Genomic DNA, 17,080 nt, shown 5'->3' on the forward strand with positions numbered 1-17,080 from the left:
CGTCAGCAAACAGCCGCTGACGGTCCCGTCCATACCGCGGGATGGTCCTTCCGCCGAGAGAACTGTCCCCACCCTCCAGGACCGCCTAGGGATGTCAGACACGTACGGCAGGATGTTCAGGTGAGCACGAACCAAGGATCCCCGTCCCGCGGCAGGGCCCGGGCCTCAGGTCACTCCTCGGCAGAGGGCCTGACTGTGTCCGAAGAGGGACACCTCGACCCCGGCGCCGACGTGGCTGCTGCCACCGATCAGGACCGACACGCCTGGACAGATCTGGTCGAGGAGATCCGAGGCCACCAGTTCGCTTATTACGTCAAGGACGCCCCCACCGTCAGTGACGGGGAGTACGACGCCTTGATGCGTCGGCTGTCTCAGATGGAAGAGGCGCACCCAGACCTGCGCACTCCAGACAGCCCCACCCAAACCGTTGGGGGCACCTTCTCGACCGAATTCACCGCGGTCGATCACCTCGAACGCATGATGAGCCTGGATAACGTCTTCAACGACGACGAACTCGGCGAATGGGCCGACCGGGTGCTTCGAGACACCGGCGGCGCCCCGGTCCACTGGCTGACTGAGCTGAAGATCGACGGACTGGCCATCAACCTCCTCTATGACCATGGCCGCCTGGTTCGCGCTCTCACCAGGGGAGACGGGCGCACAGGTGAAGACGTCACCATGAATGTGCGCACCATCGAGGGCATTCCGCATCAGCTCCGACCCGACCCGGCGTATCCCATCCCGGAACGGATCGAGATTCGCGGCGAAATCTTCTTCCCGGTGGCAGCCTTCGAGGAATTCAACGCCTCCCGAGTCGCAGCCGGTGAAGCTCCCTTCGCTAACCCCCGCAATGCCGCTGCCGGGTCACTGCGGCAGAAGGACCCCAAGGTCACCGCGTCCCGTCCGTTACGCATGCTCGTGCACGGCATCGGTGCCCGCACCGGATTCACCGTGACCCGTCAATCTGAGGCGTACGCGGCGTTGGCTGCCTGGGGACTGCCCACGAGCAGTCACACCCAGGTCCTCACCGACATCGCTGAGGTACGTCGACGTATCGCCTGGTTCGGTGAACACCGGCATTCGGTGGAGCATGAACTCGACGGGATCGTCGTCAAGGTCGACGAGATGTCGGTGCAACGCGCCCTGGGCTCGACATCCCGGGCCCCCCGGTGGGCGATCGCCTACAAATACCCCCCGGAGGAAGTCACCACCACCCTCCTCGACATCCGAGTCAACGTGGGGCGCACCGGGCGGGTCACGCCATACGGAGTGATGACGCCAGTACGGGTCGCTGGCTCCACGGTGGAAATGGCCACCTTGCACAACGCCTTCGAAGTGACACGTAAAGGGGTGTTGATCGGTGACACTGTGGTGCTGCGCAAAGCCGGAGATGTCATCCCCGAAATCGTGGGCCCAGTAGTCGACCTCCGCGACGGCACCGAAACAGCGTTTGTAATGCCCACGCAGTGCCCTGCGTGCGGCACTGCGCTCGCCTACGAGAAGGATGGCGACAAGGACATTCGCTGCCCCAACGCCCGAACCTGCCCGAGCCAGTTGCGGGAACGGTTGTTCTCGCTGGCTTCCCGTGGGGCCTTCGACATCGAAGCCCTCGGGTGGGAAGGGGCGATTGCGCTGCTGGAGGCGGGAGTGCTGGTCGACGAGTCTGGGTTGTTTGACCTGCAACCAGCCGATGTCGTGCAGGTGCCGCTTTACACCAGAGCCGCTAAAAAAGCTGAGCTGGTGGCGGCCGCAGAGGATCCGATGTCACTGCCGGCTCCGGGGGTGGTGGCAGGACGAGTGCTCTCTGCTAACGGACTCAAACTTCTGGACAATCTGGACCGGGCCAGGGATCAACCGTTGTGGCGGGTATTGGTCGCCTTATCGATCCGGCATGTGGGACCTACAGCTGCGCGGGCGTTGGCTACTGCGTTCCGGTCGATGGACGCCATCCGGGAAGCGTCCCAAGAGGAACTCGCTGCCGTCGAAGGGGTCGGACCGGTCATCGCCGAATCGGTCCGAGACTGGTTCACCATCGATTGGCATGACGAGATCATCCGGCGGTGGGCCGCCCGAGGGGTGCGGATGGTCGATGAGCAGGATGAGACGCTTCTTCCCACCTTGGCCGGGCTGACGGTGGTCGTCACGGGGTCGCTGACCGGGTTCAGCCGGGATTCGGCCAAGGAGGCCATCATCAGCCGGGGTGGCAAGGCGGCTGGGTCTGTCAGCAAGAAGACCGATTACGTTGTTGTGGGAGAGAATGCTGGTTCTAAAGCTGACAAAGCTGAACAGCTCAAACTGCCGGTGTTAACCGAGGAGCAGTTTCAGCTTTTACTTGAGCATGGACCCGAGGTCGTCGACGCGGTGCTGGCCGGTGCGACATACGTCGGTGTGGAGGAGACCCAAGGATGAACGCCCTACCTGAACCCGCGCGCACCTCCACGTTTCGCGGGTGGGCTGATCGCGTCATGTCGGCGATCGCTGTCCTGGCGTCAGCAGGATCCGGTCGTGTGGGGATGGTGCTAGGTGCCCTGACGTCCCTCGCCGTCATCGGCTGGTTCACCGTCCGAGGTATGCCGACCGACTTGGAGGTCTATCGTCGCGGCGTCCAGGCCGGGTTGAGCGGCGCCGATCAGATCTACCTCACCCGAGATGGCGATTTGCCGTTCACCTATCCGCCACTGGCGGTGTTGTTGTTCATTCCGGTCGGGGTGACCCCTGACCTGGTCGCCACAGTCATGATGCTGGTGCTTTCCTTGGCCGCATTGCTGCGGATCACGGTGTTAGTGCTCCGACGGTTGTTGCCGGGCAGCGTCTCAGCGTCTCTCGTGCTCTCCTTGGCCGCGCTGACCCTGCCGTTGGCCTGCGCTTATGAACCTATCTGGGCGACATTTTCCTTCGGCCAGGTCAACCTGCTGCTCGCCTGGGTGGTGACCGAGGACCTCCTGGGGCTGCAGAGCCCCCGTCAGCGGCGATGGCGAGGCGTGCTTACCGGTGTCGCCACCTGTTTCAAACTGACCCCAGGGATTTACGCCCTGATCTTCCTGACCCGCCGTGACTGGGCGTCGTTCGGCCGGATGGTGGCGTCCTTCCTCGTCTGCGTGGGGGTGGGATTCCTCGCTTTCCCCTCGTCCTCATGGGCGTACTGGACCAAGACGTTCTTTGACGCGAAACGAGTGGGAGGCGTGGCTTACGCCGGGAATCAGTCGCTCAATGCGGCGATCTGGCGCTGGACCGGCCCTGGCGGTGCACCGTTGGTATGGGTGATATTGAGTCTGCTGATCCTCGCTGCGACCGTGGGGATGCTTGTGGTGTTGGGCCGCCGAGCGGAGGACCTCTCTGCCCTCTTGGTGACGTCAATGTGCGGGTTGTTGATCTCCCCGGTGTCCTGGAGCCACCACTGGGTGTGGATCTGGCCGGTGTGTCTGTGGATTAGCGCGCAGCTGTACCGCCGCTCAGTGTCGGGCTGGACACACCTGTCCTGGGGGTGGGCGGTGGTTCTCGTGGCTTGGCTCGTCGCAGGTTATGGCCGAATCATCTGGATCTTCCCGAACACTCACGATCAGGAGTACGCCGTCTCAGCCATCGGCAAGCTGATCACTGACGGATATGTCCTCGCCGGGCTGGTCACTGTCGTCATCGCCGCCGGAAGCGTGCTGGTGACGCAGCTGAGACACCCGGCTACGTCTTAGATTGGGTAGGGCCACACCGTCATCATGTGCATCCCGACGTACATCCCGAAGACCACCCAAGCGCTGACTGCCACGACTCGTACACTGCGGGGCAGACGAGCGATGGTCAACGCCACCGGCAGATAGAGCGTGAACGCCGGAGTGAGCAGCCGAGGCCGAGATGCAGTGACCCCGTCAGAGAGCAGCACCGAGGCCACCACGGCAAGGCCATACACCGTCAGCGGCCATGGCACGGAGGACCTGACCGCATACAAGCACAACAGCACGGTCGCGACGATGATGAGCACCGCCAACTGGTACGTCGGATAGGTATCTGTGGTCAGGACGCGGCCGATGTCGCGCAGCGTGGCCTGGCCAAAATCAAAGGTGGAGTGCCACGCTCGGTTCTGCACCTCGAACCAGCTGTGATAGCGCACCAGGTGGTGCTGGACGTAGGCCAGATATCCCAGCCACCCCAACGGCGCGATGAAGGTCGCCACCCACACCCGCCATTGACGGTAGTTGGCCAGCGCACACAACCCCAAGGTGAGGAACAACGCGACAGCGTTCGGCCGGACCAACCCGGCGAGGAGCACGATCACCCCGGCAGTAAGCCAGCGACCACGCATCATATGGACCATAGCCGCGGCAGCCAGGACGCAGAACAGCGCCTCGGTGTAGGTCATGGTCAACACCACTGCCATGGGAGACCCGGCAAACAACGCCACCATGATCAAGCCCGCTTGGCGGGCTCGGCGTACCAAATCCGCAGTAAGCGGCAGAAGAGAGTCGTCATCCTCGGCAGTCGCCCGACGTGACCACACGGTCAGTGCGGTCAACGCGCCCATCTCAGCAACACAGATGGCGCACCCCAGAGACGCGAGAATGCTGACAGTCAGCGCGGCCGGGACGAAGCTCACTCCGGTGACCTGTTGGACCGCGGCGACCACTCCGGGATATCCAGGGAAGAACGCGAAGACCAGATCTACGGCGGCGCTGCCGCGCGCGTGGGGGTCATATCCCCCCGCAGCGATCTGCGCGAACCATTGGCCATCCCAGGCACTGAGGAGATCACCGAGAGAGGCGTACCGGGCGGGCACTCGCATCGCTATCCACAGCACCGCCGGAATGCGGACCGCCGCGAAGACGAGACACGCCCATCCAGCGAAGGACCAGGTAAACAGCGGTGGGAGCGGAGCACGCCAGGGCCTGCTGAGCGCGCTGAGAGTTCGGTGTAGCACCCCGGGTCCGTTCGTGCGGTGGGTGTCCTCTCGGGCGCGACGCCGGTGGTCGGCCCGACCGGGGTGCCCCGGCGCGGAGGTCGACGTTCATCCTAGGGGTGTCACCATCAGCTGCTGCACGGGTTCTCCTGATACGGGCGCACGTGCAGGTCCGCCACTCACCCCTAGACTGGACCTCATGTCCACGATCTCCCGCGACCAGGTGGCCCACTTGGCCATGCTGGCCCGGATCGAGCTGTCCGGGCAGGAGCTCGACACGATGGCCGGTGAGCTGCCGTTCATCCTTGATGCTTTTGCCACAGTGGGTGAGCTCTCCGAGGCCGATGTCCCCGGCATGTCACATCCGATGCCGCTGACCGACGTGTTCCGCGCCGACGAACCGGCTCCCGGTCTCAGCGCATCGGAAGCCCTCTCCGGTGCCCCGGAGGCACAGGACGACAGGTTCGCCGTACCCCGCATTCTCGGCGAGGACTGAGCCGCTGACGATCCGCGACTCCTGACTCGACCGGCAAGCATCCGGCAGCAGGGCGTCGCGGACACGCGAGCGCACGCACTGGTAGCTATCGACGACAGGGACCGAGTTGACCACATCCACCGATCTGACCAGGCAGTCGGCCGCTCGGCTAGCCGAGTTGCTCGCTGCGGGCGAGGTGTCCTCGCAGGAGGTGACGGCCGCCCACCTGGAGCGCATGCGCTCGGTCGACGGTGCCGTCCACGCCTACCTCCACCACAACGATGACCAGGCGATGGCGGTGGCCCGGGACGTGGATCAGGCGCGACGTCGAGGTGACGCTCTCCCGGTGCTTGCTGGCGTGCCCGTCGCAGTCAAAGATGTCGCTTGCACCATCGGGCAGCCGACCACCGCAGGGAGCAGGATCCTGCAGGGGTGGGAACCGCCGTACGACGCGACCATCGTGACCCGACTGCGGGCGGCAGGCATGCCGATTCTGGGCAAGACCAACATGGACGAGTTCGCCATGGGGTCCTCCACCGAACATTCGGGATATGGCCCCACCGGCAACCCGTGGGATCTTCGTCGGGTGCCCGGCGGTTCCGGTGGCGGCTCGGCAGCGGTGCTCGCCAGTTTCACTGCTCCGCTGGCTGTCGGCTCGGATACCGGTGGCTCGATTCGGCAACCGGCAGCGCTGACCGGCACCGTCGGTGCCAAACCGACGTACGGCGGGATCTCCCGATACGGGATCATCGCGTTGGCTAGCAGCTTGGACCAGATCGGCCCCTGCGGACGCACAGTGCTGGATACGGCACTGCTCCATGACGTCATGGCCGGACATGACCCGCGCGACTCCACCAGTATCGACGCGCCAGTCCCACCGGTCGTGGCGGCGGCTCGTCGCGGTGATGTAGCCGGCATGAAGGTCGGGGTGATCCGTCAGCTCAGCGGAGCGGGATATCAGCCGGGGGTGCGAGCCCGATTCGATGAGGCCGTGACCCTGCTCAGCGAGTTGGGTGCTCAGGTCATCGACGTTGACTGCCCTCACCTGGACTACGCCCTCGGCGCGTATTACCTGATCATGATGAGCGAAGCGAGCAGCAACCTCGCCCGATACGATGCGATGCGCTACGGCCTGCGAGTCGCACCTGATGGTGTTGCGGTGCCCAGTGCGGAGCAGGTCACCGCCGCCTCGCGCGGCGCTGGTTTCGGTGCTGAGGCCAAACGCCGAATCATTTTGGGAACGTATGCCCTCTCCTCTGGCTATTACGACGCTTACTACGGGCAAGCACAGAAGGTCAGGACGTTGATTGCCCGAGACTTCGCAGCTGCCTTTGCGCAGGTGGACGTGCTGATCAGTCCGACTGCTCCCACCACTGCGTGGGAGCTGGGGGCGAAGGTCGAAGATCCGATGGCGATGTACCTGGGCGACGTGGCCACCATCCCCAGCAACCTGGCTGGCATTCCGGGAATCTCAGTCCCAGTGGGTCTGGCAGACGAGGATGGCCTGCCGGTCGGATTGCAGGTCCTGGCGCCGGCCATGGCAGACGATCGGCTCTACAACGTGGCCGCAGCGGTGGAGAAAGCCCTGGTCGCTCAGTGGGGTGGGCCGTTGTCCGACCGCGTCCCTGACTTGACCGCGGCCGTGCCCACGGCCACCACCAGCACTGTGCAGGAGTCCTGAGCCATGAGCATGATCGACACCGAAGCCACGGTCGACTTCGCTGAGGCGCTTGCGGCGTACGACCCAGTGATGGGTTTGGAGGTGCACGTCGAGCTGTCGACTCGCACCAAGATGTTCTGTTCCTGCCCGACTGGTTTTGGGGCGGAACCCAACACCCAGGTGTGCCCGGTATGTCTGGGGTTGCCAGGAGCGTTGCCGGTGGTCAACGGCGCGGCGGTGGAGTCGGCGATCCGGATTGGGCTGGCGTTGAACTGCCAGATTGCGCCGCAGTGTCGGTTTGCGCGGAAAAATTACTTCTACCCGGACATGACTAAAAACTTCCAGACCAGCCAGTATGACGAACCGATCGCGTTCGATGGGTATCTGGATGTTGAGTTGGACGATGGCGTCGTTTACCGGGTGGAGATCGAGCGGGCCCACATGGAGGAAGACGCGGGCAAGCTCACCCACGTGGGTGGCTCGACGGGCCGTATTCATGGCGCGGAGTACTCCCTGATTGACTACAACCGGGCGGGGATTCCGCTCATTGAGATCGTGACCAAGCCGTTGGTGGGTGCCGGTGAGCGGGCTCCGGAGGTGGCGCGCGCGTACGTCGGGGCGCTGCGTGAGTTGATGCGGGCGTTGAAGGTGTCCGATGCCCGGATGGAGCAGGGCTCGATGCGCTGTGACGTGAATCTGTCATTACGTCCCAAGGCAGGTGACGACCCCCGTTCCCCAGAGCAGTTGGCGGTGCCTTTGGGGACTCGCACGGAGACCAAGAATGTCAACAGCCTGCGCAGCGTCGAGGCGGCGTGCCGTTATGAGATCCGCCGCCACGCCGCCGTGCTGTCTGCGGGCGGGGCCATCCTGCAGGAGACCAGGCACTGGCATGAGGACACCAACGGGACGACATCAGGGCGACCTAAGTCTGATGCCGATGACTACCGCTACTTCCCCGAGCCTGACTTGGTGCCGATCGTGTCTGAATCGGCGTGGGTGGAGCAGCTACGGGAGACCTTGCCGGAGCCACCTGCCCAGCGAGTGAAGCGGTTGCAGGGGGAGTGGGGCTTCACCGACCTGGAAATGCGAGATGTCCTGGGCAGCGGGGCTGTTGATGTGATCGAGGCGACGGTCGCGGCGGGTGCGGGGGCATCGGCTGCGAAGAAGTGGTGGCTGGGCGAGATTGCCCGCCGCGCCAATGCGGACGGGATGGATCTGGCATCGATGTCGATCGATGCAGCCCAAGTGGCGGCGTTGGATGCGTTGGTGAGCAGTGGACGGCTCAACGACACGATGGCCAAGCAGGTCCTGGACGGTGTGCTCGCGGGGGAGGGTGATCCCTTGGCGGTGGCTGATGCGCGCGGTTTGCAGTTGGTCTCGGATGACGGGGCGTTGCAGGACGCTGTCGATGCAGTGATTGCCCGAAACCCGGACGTAGCCGAGAAGATCCGCGCGGGCAAGGTGCAGGCAGCGGGAGCGTTGATCGGTCAGGTCATGAAACAGATGAAGGGTCAGGCTGACGCGGCGAAGGTTCGTCAGCTGGTGTTGGAGTCGTTGGGCGCGTCCTGAGCTGAGCCGTTAGCTGGGCTGGCCGGTGGCCGGTGTTGTTGCGCCGTCCAGCGGCCAGCTAGCAGGTTGCAGCGTTGGGGCGTGCGATCAGCTCTCGACGAGCACCGAGTCGATGAGCAGCGGGAGGAAGGTCCGTTCCAGCAGCCCGCGGGGGAGCGCGTCCGGTTCGAGGAGATGTTGATCCGCTGACCCGAGGGCGACGGCGATGCAGAGCCGGACGAGTTGGTCGCTGGGCACAGTCAGGCGGGACCCTGCGCGTTCGAGACGGGTCTCGATGGCCTGGCTGACCTGTTCGCGCATGCTGCGCTGGACGGCGGCGTAAGCGGCTCCAGCGTTGGCGTCCCGTAGGGCGTGCAGGCTGAACTCGGCGAGTAGGAGATGCCAGGCGGCTTCGTCGTGATGGTGGGCTTCCCAGCTGTCGATGATTTTGATGAGTAGCTCACCGGGATTGAGGTCGTCTCGTTCGGTGAGGGCGGCGATGTGGCTAGTGAATTCCTGGACTTGAATCTGGAGCAGTTCGAGGACGAGGTCGTCGCGGTTGGAGAAGTTGCTGTAGAACGCGCCTCGGGTGAAGCCGGCTCGTTCGCAGATGTCTTCCACGCTGGTGCCGTAGAAGCCGCGTTCACCGAAGGCTGAGATAGCCGCGGTCAGGAGACGTTGCCGTGTTGCTTCGCGCCGGGCGGTTCGCGTCAGGCGGGGTTGGTTGTCGCTCATGTGAGCTCCCTTGATGACTGGTGGTGCGCACCGGCGGGCGGTGTTCCTGCCCAGCCTACGTGATCCGACCCCCTTTTCAATACATGACCGTATCGGGATACACTCATGCATCAAGATACGGCCATGTATCCAGATTCAAGGTTGTATCCGTGAGGGCGGGTGTTCGTCACCGCCCCGGACCTGCAGTATTTCCTCGAAGGGAACACCGACTCGTATGTCCCTCATCGTCGACCGGCTCTCCATCGCCGGACCGCACGGCGCGCTCCTGCCACCCACCTCCTTCACCGCTCCGCCCGGACAAGTCACCCTGGTGGCTGGTGACCCTGGCCCCAGCGGGACCGCTTTAGCCCTGGCGATCGGCGGACGGATGAGCGGATGCACTGGAGTCGTCGCGCTCGACACCGACGCGCGACCGCGGATCCGCCGTAAAGCAGTGGCACTGGTCGACGTCCCTGACGTCACCGAACCCGAACCCTCCCTGTCCCTTCGCGTCGTCATTGGCGAAGAACTCGCACTGGCAGGCAAATCCGCCTCGCTCGCTGAGATCTATCGGTTCATCGGCAGCCATGTCGCAGACCTGCAAGAAGGGGGCGCCACCTCGCAACTGCACGCCACCCCGACCACCGAGGCCTCCGACATCGACCCGGAGGAGGAGCCCGCTGCCCGGCGCGCCAAGGAGAAGTTGCTCCGGGAACGCCACATTGCCTACGGCAAAGCTGTCGCCAGCCGGCGCTGGGACACGGTGCCTCCGGCAGCTCGGGTGGCGTGGCTCACGGGATTCGCTGAACAGCACCGGGGTGTCAAAGTCCTCGTCCTCACCCACCCAGACCGGTGGGGTGGAAATCCCCATGACTGGTATCGCACCGCCGCCCAAGCAGCAGCGGCCGGGAACATCGTCGTCGTCATCTGCACCCATGCGTCAGTGCGACTCCTGGGTCGTCCGCTGCGTCACGAATTAGGAGTGGCCGCATGAGGGCTCACCGACTTGCCATCGCTGAGCTACGTCGCCTCACCTCAGGTCCATTGCTGCGGTTGGCCGTCGTGGCGCTCCTGCTGATCCCAACCATGTACGCCGGGTTGTACTTGATGGCCAACAAAGACCCTTACAGCAACTTGCATGGAGTCCCCGCAGCGATTGTCGTTGAAGACAAAGGGGCCAAGCTGGCCGACGGATCCCACATCAACGAGGGCAACGGCGTCGCCAAACGGTTGAAGGAATCAGGTGCCTTCGAATGGCATCAGGTCGATCGGCAGGAAGCCTCCGACGGAGTCCGGCAAGAACGGTATGACTTCGCATTGGTCATCCCGGCGGGTTTCTCCGAAGATCTTCGTTCCACGGCAGGCAACGACCCGCGACCGGCCAAGATCGAGCAGATCTCCAACGATGCCAACGGATACCTGGCCCGGACCATCGCCAACACCCTGGTCTCGCAAACCAGTACGGCGATCGCGAAGAACGTCAGCAAAACGGCGGCATCGTCCATGCTCGATGGTTTTGCCACAGTGCGCACCAACTCGGGCAAGGCCGTCGATGGTTCCCAGAAACTGCACGAGGGACTGGACACTATCGAGAAGCGCTCTGGGGAGCTCAGCAAGGGACTCAACACTCTCGCGGATGGTTCGGCAACCCTGGCTACGGGCACGCAGAAAGTCGCCCAAGGTAACGAGAAGCTCAGCGCCGGGGCGACTCAGCTGGCCCAAGGTACCTCTCAGCTGGCGACCGGCGCCGCTCAGCTCGACAGCGGAGTGAAGCAGCTGTCTGAGAAGGCTCCGCAATTGGCTGACGGGGCCGCTCGGGCAGCAACCGGATTGCAACAAGCGGCGACCGGTTCGGCTCAACTGGCTCAAGGCACGCAGCGCTACCTCGACGGTATTGATCACACCGCTGGTGAAATTAAGGCGGGGATGCGCGAACTTGGACTCAGCGAGGCTCAAATCAACCTGCTTCTCCGACGATTCGCCCCGTTGCGGGATGGCGCGGCGCAGATCAACTCAGGGGCGACTGAACTCTCCGGGAAGCTCGGCGAGGGCGCTCGCCAGGCCGGAGCGCTCAAAGAAGGAGCTGCTCAGTTCGGTCCGGGCGTGCAGAAGCTGTCCAATGGGGCTTCCAGCATGGCGAACGCGTCGAAGCAACTTGATAATGGGGCTCAGCAGTTGTCGTCCTCATCGGTTCAACTGGCGAGCGGGGCGCGCCGGGCAGCGGATGGCGCGACGAATTTGGCTGATGGTGCCAAGAAGGCCGCGGATGGCGCGAAGGCTCTGCCCGGGGCGGTGGGGCAGGCGGCTAAAGGCGCTAGTGATTTGCATGATGGCCTGGCCAAAGGGGTGGAGTCGTTGCCGCGGTCCACTCCGGAGCAGCGGCAGGCCGCTGCGGAGGTCATCGGTAATCCGGTGACCATTGAGCGGTCCAACTTGGCCTCGGCGGCGACGTACGGCGAGGGAATGGCGCCGTTTTTCCTCTCGCTGGCGTTGTGGATTGGAGCGTATGTGCTCTTCCTGTTGGTGCGCCCGCTGTCACATCGCGCTTTGGCAGCTCAGCAGCCTGCGTGGCGGGTGGCTTTGTCTGGGTGGATGACTCCGGCGCTGTTGGGAGTGGGCCAGGCGGTGGCGGCGTACCTCATCGCGGTGCTCGGGCTCGGCTTCCATGTGACGCACCCGGTGCGGGTGATCCCGTTCCTGATTTTGGTGTCGGTGAGTTTTGTGGCGATCTTGCACGCGTTGGCGGCTCGGTTTGGCGCGGTGGGCAAGTTCGCTGGGTTGGTGCTGTTGGTGTTGCAGCTGGTCAGCGCCGGTGGGACATTCCCTTGGCAGACCTTGCCGGTCGGGTTGCGAGGGTTGCACCATGTGCTCCCGATGACGTATGCGATCGATGGGGTGCGACACCTGATGTATGGCGGTCCGATGGACATGTTGATCCCGGATGTGTTGGTGCTCTTGCTCTTCCTGGGCTTGGGTCTGGCGTCATCGATCTACGCGGCGGCTCGGGCGCGGGTGTGGACGCCGTCTCGGGTCACACCTGAACTGGTGCTCTGACCTTCTTCCCGGGCGAAGCAGAGAACGGGGAGGCGGGGAGTCGGTCAAGATGGGTTCATGACCGACTCCCCGCGCATGGTGGTGCTGGTGCGTCACGCCCAGGCCAAGAATCGTTCTGAGGGTGGCGACCGGGAGCGGGAGCTGACCCGGCATGGACGGGAGACTGCTCGCGCGGTGGGGGAGTGGATGGCCCAGCAGGGTGTCCGGGCGGATGTGATGGTGTGTTCTCCAGCGGTACGCACGGTGTCGACCTGTGATGAGCTGCAACGTGGTGGTCTTCAGGTGGGGCAGGTGTGGGCTGATCGCTGCTTGTACGACGCCGATCCTGATGAGGTGATCGCTTCGATCCGCGAGGTGCCTGATGAGGTACGGACGTTGGTCGTGGTGGGGCATGCGCCGGGGGTTCCGGGAGTGGTCGCTCAGGTGGCTGATCACACGGGACGTGGTGTCGGTGAGGTGCATGACGAGGTCATGGGATGGCCAACTGCGGGAGTAGGGGTGGTGGTCCATGAGGGGTCATGGGCTGTTTTTCCCGATGAAACGTCGGCGCTGGTGATGGTTCGGTTTCCCTAGCGCATCATCGCCGCCTTGAAAAGTGAGACCTTCATCACATCACTTTTCACTGAGACGTCTGTCTTGGTCGAGCTGTCAAAGGGATTGGGCATATCTTTCGGCATACCTATCGACAAGGCGTCCTGAACGTGTGACTTCAGTCCTGTCATCCTGCCCGCTGCCCCGCCGATCAATCCATCGGAACATGCGTCCTTGACGGTCGTACACGTTCTTTACCTGGACTGATGGACCCATGGATGGGGAAAGGGGCGCAGGATGCCACGCGGGAAAACACAGCATCACCTCGCCGTGATCGCGGCTGCTGCAGCGTTCGCAACCGGGATGATTGTCACCGATCAGGCCATGGCGGTCTCAGCGGTGGACCACAGCACGGTGACAGTGACCGGGGAATTGGTCACCGTCGCCGATACCGATAGGGATGCGACTGATACGGCGCGGATCCGGACCGCCCAGGGGGCATTTGTGCCGGTCGCCGAGAGTGCCGTTCGACAGGTCGCCCCAGGGTCGACGGTCACCGCCACGGTGCCTCGGGCGGCTCTCGATCGCCCGAGCGCCGATGAGGAACGCGTCGCCGGTGGGACAGCTTCGGCGGTCACCGTGGTTGATACCCCCGTGGCCAAAGCGTCGTATACCGCTGGAACGCAGCAGGTGACCGTGGCTGTGGTGGTGCCATCCGGGGTCAGCGGGACCTCAGCGACCGCTGAGCAGGTGCGGGTCCAGGTGGCAGCAGCGTCGGCGTATTGGTCGGATCAGTCTGCTGGTGGTGTGAAGTTTGCCTTGTCCTCCGTGAGTTCCCCGACGGCATTGTCCAGCGGATGCAAGGACTACTGGGGCATGTGGCAGGAGGCTGCGGCCAAGGTCGGTTGGCAAGCTGGTCCGGACAAGCATCTGGTGCTCTCGCTGCCTCGGAATGCGACCTCAGCTGGCTGTGGTTATGGCTTGGCCAGCGTTGGGTCAGGGGTCAATGCTGGTGGCTACGTGTACGTCGCCGACACGGCGTGGCCGGTGCTCGCCCATGAGTTGGGTCACAACTTGGGCTTGGGTCACGCGCAACGCCTGTCATGCTCCTCGTCCAGTGATGCTGCCTTGGCGTCACGGAGCTGCTCGGTCGTGGAGTACGGCGACCCCTGGGATGTGATGGCGGCTTCAGCGCCCAACAACGCCGGGTCGTTGTCCACTCCGCAGGCTTACCGCGTCGGATTGCTTCCTGCCTCGGCGGTGACCCAGGTGACCTCGGGCACGGTGTCTGCCACGTTGAGCCCGGTTTCCAGTTATGCCGGGATGCGGGCGGTGCGCGCAGTGGACCCGACTACTGGCGAGGTCTACTTCGTGGAGTACCGGACGCGGACCGGGCGCGACAACCTGCTTTACGCCAACATGACTCCTGGCGTCCGGGTGGTCCGGGAAAACTCCCAGGAGTCTGGCGCCACACCGTCAATGGCTTTGGATGCCACGCCCACCGGAAGCTCTTCGGACTACAACTGGGGTTTAGCGGCTGGGAATACGTTTACGTCGTTTGGTGGTGCCGTCACGGTCACGGTGAGCAGCATCTCAGCTGACGCTGCGGTGGTCTCGGTCACGGCTGGATCAACTCCGTCGGCTCCTCACCCGCAAGTGCCGCAGCCCCCTCAGGCTCCCACTGACGGGAGCACGCTCATTGACATCACGCCGCGCACGGGGACGGTCTCCCGGACGGGCAATGGCGGGTGGTATTTCGCGACTCATCCGGCGTACCTGTTTAAAACGGCCTTGGTGACCACGGCGTCCGGGGCGAGCTGGAGCACGGTGGTGACTGGTGGTCGCAAGATGGAGGTCATTGGGACGACATTGCCGTCAGGTGCTCGGGGTCGGATCCAGGTCGATGGCCGGAACTGGGCGGAATTTACGACGACGTCCGCCAAGACCCAGTACGGTGCGGTACTGCGGACGGTGGTCATCCCGGCTGGTCAGCACACGGTGCGGATCACCGCGGTGACCGGCGGTCGGCAGACCTTGGCCTTGGATGCCTTACGGCTGCGTTGAGTCACGCGTGACAGGGATGAGCGTGGCCGGGATGTCTTAGGACATTCCGGCCACGTGGTCGTTGTCAGCGTGGTCGTTGTCAGCGCCCCGAGGGGGATGCAATTGAGAATCATATTCGTTATAGTGGGCACATACGATCGATAATGCTGCAGGACAGGCATTCTCGGCGGCTGGCCTCGACGCGCAAATGAGCTTGCGGCGTGCTTCGTGAGGGATGTCATGACGCGTCAACGATGTCAGCCGGGCCGACCTGCATCATGTCGGTCGCGTGAGGTCGTCCACCGGGCGCGGGGCTCGGCGGACGACCTCACACCATGTCCGGCTGGTATCTCAGCAGCGATCAGACGATGAGACGCCCGTCCCATTTGCTGGATGCGGCGGACTAGCATCCGAACATGACGACCATGTCCTCGACCGACGGCCCTGACCTGAAGCCACGCAGCCGCGACGTCACCGACGGCATCGAATCCACCGCCAGCAGAGGGATGCTCAGAGCGGTCGGACTCGGCGACGAGGACTTCGCCAAGCCCCAGATCGGCGTCGCGAGCAGCTGGAACGAGATCACCCCGTGCAACCTCTCTCTGGACCGACTCGCCCGCGCCGTCAAAGAAGGAGTCCACGCTGCCGGGGGATACCCCCTCGAATTCGGCACCATCTCCGTTTCTGACGGGATCTCCATGGGGCATGAGGGAATGCATTTCTCCCTAGTCAGCCGAGAGATCATCGCCGACTCAGTGGAGACCGTCATGATGGCTGAGCGCCTCGACGGCTCAGTCCTGCTGGCAGGCTGCGATAAATCCCTCCCCGGCATGCTTATGGCTGCCGCTCGCCTCAACCTGGCCTCAGTCTTTTTGTACGCCGGATCAATCCTTCCCGGAGTCGCCGCACTCTCCGACGGCACCGAAAAACAGGTCACCATCATCGACGCCTTCGAAGCAGTGGGCGCCTGCGCTCGCGGCCTGATGTCGCGAGCGGACGTCGACGCGATCGAACGGGCGATCTGTCCCGGTGAGGGCGCCTGCGGCGGGATGTATACCGCGAACACCATGGCCAGCGTCGCCGAGGCCATCGGCATGTCGCTGCCCGGCAGTGCCGCTCCGCCCAGCGTCGACCGGCGCCGAGACATCGCGGCCCGCCGTTCCGGTGAGGCTGTCATCGGCCTGCTTCGGCAGGGCATTCGGGCGCGAGACATCATGACCAAAGAAGCCTTCGAGAACGCCATCAGTGTCGTGATGGCGTTCGGTGGCTCCACCAATGCGGTGCTGCACCTGCTGGCCATTGCGCATGAGGCAGACGTTGACCTGACCTTGGATGACTTCCGCAGGATCGGGACCCAGGTTCCACATCTGGCCGACGTCAAGCCCTTCGGTGCGCACGTGATGACGGACGTTGACCGGGTCGGGGGAGTGCCAGTCGTGATGAAAGCCTTGCTCGATGCAGGCCTGCTGCATGGCGACTGCCTGACCGTGACCGGTCGCACCGTCGCGCAAAACCTCGAGCACATCGCACCCCCGGACCCCGACGGGACTGTGGTGCGGGCCATGTCTCGCCCGATCCACCCCACCGGCGGTGTGACCGTCCTGACCGGCTCGCTCGCCCCAGAAGGTGCCGTGGTCAAGTCCGCGGGCTTTGACTCCGAGGTGTTTACGGGACGCGCTCGCGTCTTCAATGGTGAACGCGCGGCGATGGATGCTGTCGAGGACGGCACGTTGACCGCAGGCGATGTGGTGGTCATCCGCTACGAAGGACCCAAAGGTGGTCCAGGAATGCGGGAGATGCTGGCCGTGACAGGCGCGATCAAAGGCGCAGGCCTGGGCAAAGATGTGTTGTTGCTCACCGATGGACGATTCTCCGGAGGGACCACGGGACTCTGCGTAGGGCATGTCGCGCCGGAAGCCGTCGATGACGGACCGATCGCCTATGTCCGCGACGGCGACCAGATCAGGTTGGACGTGGCCACCGGCACCCTTGACCTACTCGTTGAAGACACTGAGTTGGCAGCTCGTCGCGCAGCCGGAGTCCAGGCGCCAGCGCCGAAATACACCCGAGGCGTCCTCGCAAAATATCGACGCCTGGTGCGTTCAGCCAGCGTCGGAGCAGTCTGCGACTGACCGCTCGCTGCCCACCACCGGTCACCCACCCACGT

At 64.1% G+C, this 17,080-nt stretch carries 12 protein-coding genes; 10 read left to right on the forward strand and 2 right to left on the reverse strand.

Annotated features, from left to right (window positions below; all coding sequences use genetic code 11):
• The first annotated feature begins 231 nt into the window (after positions 1–231).
• A complete protein-coding gene (gene ligA / locus KEM60_RS09930) occupies positions 232–2,409 on the forward strand; it encodes an NAD-dependent DNA ligase LigA (RefSeq protein WP_255574509.1) in 2,178 nt (725 codons plus the stop codon).
• Complete coding sequence (locus KEM60_RS09935; protein ID WP_219107356.1) at positions 2,406–3,689, forward strand: glycosyltransferase 87 family protein; 1,284 nt, start codon at positions 2,406–2,408, stop codon at positions 3,687–3,689. Before ligA ends, KEM60_RS09935 begins: the two co-directional genes overlap by 4 nt.
• On the opposite strand, the gene KEM60_RS09940 is transcribed toward KEM60_RS09935, so the two are convergent.
• Positions 3,686–4,909, reverse strand: coding sequence for a mannosyltransferase family protein (locus KEM60_RS09940; RefSeq protein WP_219107357.1), 1,224 nt, complete (start codon positions 4,907–4,909; stop codon positions 3,686–3,688). The genes KEM60_RS09935 and KEM60_RS09940 overlap by 4 nt on opposite strands.
• A gap of 178 nt (positions 4,910–5,087) precedes the next feature.
• Here KEM60_RS09940 and gatC point away from each other — a divergent pair, with 178 nt between their 5' ends.
• The 3 genes from gatC (at position 5,088) to gatB (ending at position 8,592) form a co-directional block, all read left to right on the forward strand.
• The gene (gatC, locus tag KEM60_RS09945; RefSeq protein WP_219107359.1) at positions 5,088–5,384 is read left to right on the forward strand and encodes an Asp-tRNA(Asn)/Glu-tRNA(Gln) amidotransferase subunit GatC; all 297 of its coding nucleotides are present in this window, start codon (positions 5,088–5,090) and stop codon (positions 5,382–5,384) included.
• A gap of 106 nt (positions 5,385–5,490) precedes the next feature.
• A complete protein-coding gene (gene gatA / locus KEM60_RS09950; protein WP_219107361.1) occupies positions 5,491–7,044 on the forward strand; it encodes an Asp-tRNA(Asn)/Glu-tRNA(Gln) amidotransferase subunit GatA in 1,554 nt (517 codons plus the stop codon).
• A 3-nt stretch (positions 7,045–7,047) separates the two neighbouring features.
• On the forward strand, positions 7,048–8,592 hold the full coding sequence (gatB, locus tag KEM60_RS09955; RefSeq protein ID WP_219107362.1) for an Asp-tRNA(Asn)/Glu-tRNA(Gln) amidotransferase subunit GatB: 1,545 nt from the start codon (positions 7,048–7,050) through the stop codon (positions 8,590–8,592).
• An 87-nt stretch (positions 8,593–8,679) separates the two neighbouring features.
• Here gatB and KEM60_RS09960 read toward each other — a convergent pair whose 3' ends face one another.
• Positions 8,680–9,306 carry a TetR/AcrR family transcriptional regulator gene (locus KEM60_RS09960; protein ID WP_219107364.1) on the reverse strand — a complete coding sequence of 209 codons (627 nt, stop codon included), beginning with the start codon at positions 9,304–9,306 and terminating at the stop codon, positions 8,680–8,682.
• Between the two features lie 214 nt (positions 9,307–9,520).
• On the opposite strand from KEM60_RS09960, the gene KEM60_RS09965 reads away from it, so the two are divergent.
• The 5 genes from KEM60_RS09965 (at position 9,521) to ilvD (ending at position 17,045) form a co-directional block, all read left to right on the forward strand.
• On the forward strand, positions 9,521–10,279 hold the full coding sequence (locus KEM60_RS09965; protein WP_219107366.1) for a hypothetical protein: 759 nt from the start codon (positions 9,521–9,523) through the stop codon (positions 10,277–10,279).
• Positions 10,276–12,339 carry a YhgE/Pip domain-containing protein gene (locus tag KEM60_RS09970; RefSeq protein ID WP_219107368.1) on the forward strand — a complete coding sequence of 688 codons (2,064 nt, stop codon included), beginning with the start codon at positions 10,276–10,278 and terminating at the stop codon, positions 12,337–12,339. The genes KEM60_RS09965 and KEM60_RS09970 overlap by 4 nt, the downstream gene beginning before the upstream one ends.
• Before the next feature lie 57 nt (positions 12,340–12,396).
• Positions 12,397–12,912, forward strand: a complete 516-nt coding sequence (locus tag KEM60_RS09975; protein WP_219107370.1) for a histidine phosphatase family protein — start codon at positions 12,397–12,399, stop codon at positions 12,910–12,912.
• A gap of 255 nt (positions 12,913–13,167) precedes the next feature.
• On the forward strand, positions 13,168–14,934 hold the full coding sequence (locus KEM60_RS09980; RefSeq protein ID WP_219107372.1) for a M12 family metallo-peptidase: 1,767 nt from the start codon (positions 13,168–13,170) through the stop codon (positions 14,932–14,934).
• Positions 14,935–15,329: 395 nt separating this feature from the next.
• Positions 15,330–17,045: a dihydroxy-acid dehydratase gene (gene ilvD / locus KEM60_RS09985; RefSeq protein WP_219107373.1), complete on the forward strand. Its 1,716-nt coding sequence runs from the start codon at positions 15,330–15,332 to the stop codon at positions 17,043–17,045.
• Positions 17,046–17,080 lie beyond the last annotated feature (35 nt).

This window comes from Austwickia sp. TVS 96-490-7B, from assembly GCF_019331795.1.
GTDB lineage: Bacteria > Actinomycetota > Actinomycetes > Actinomycetales > Dermatophilaceae > Austwickia.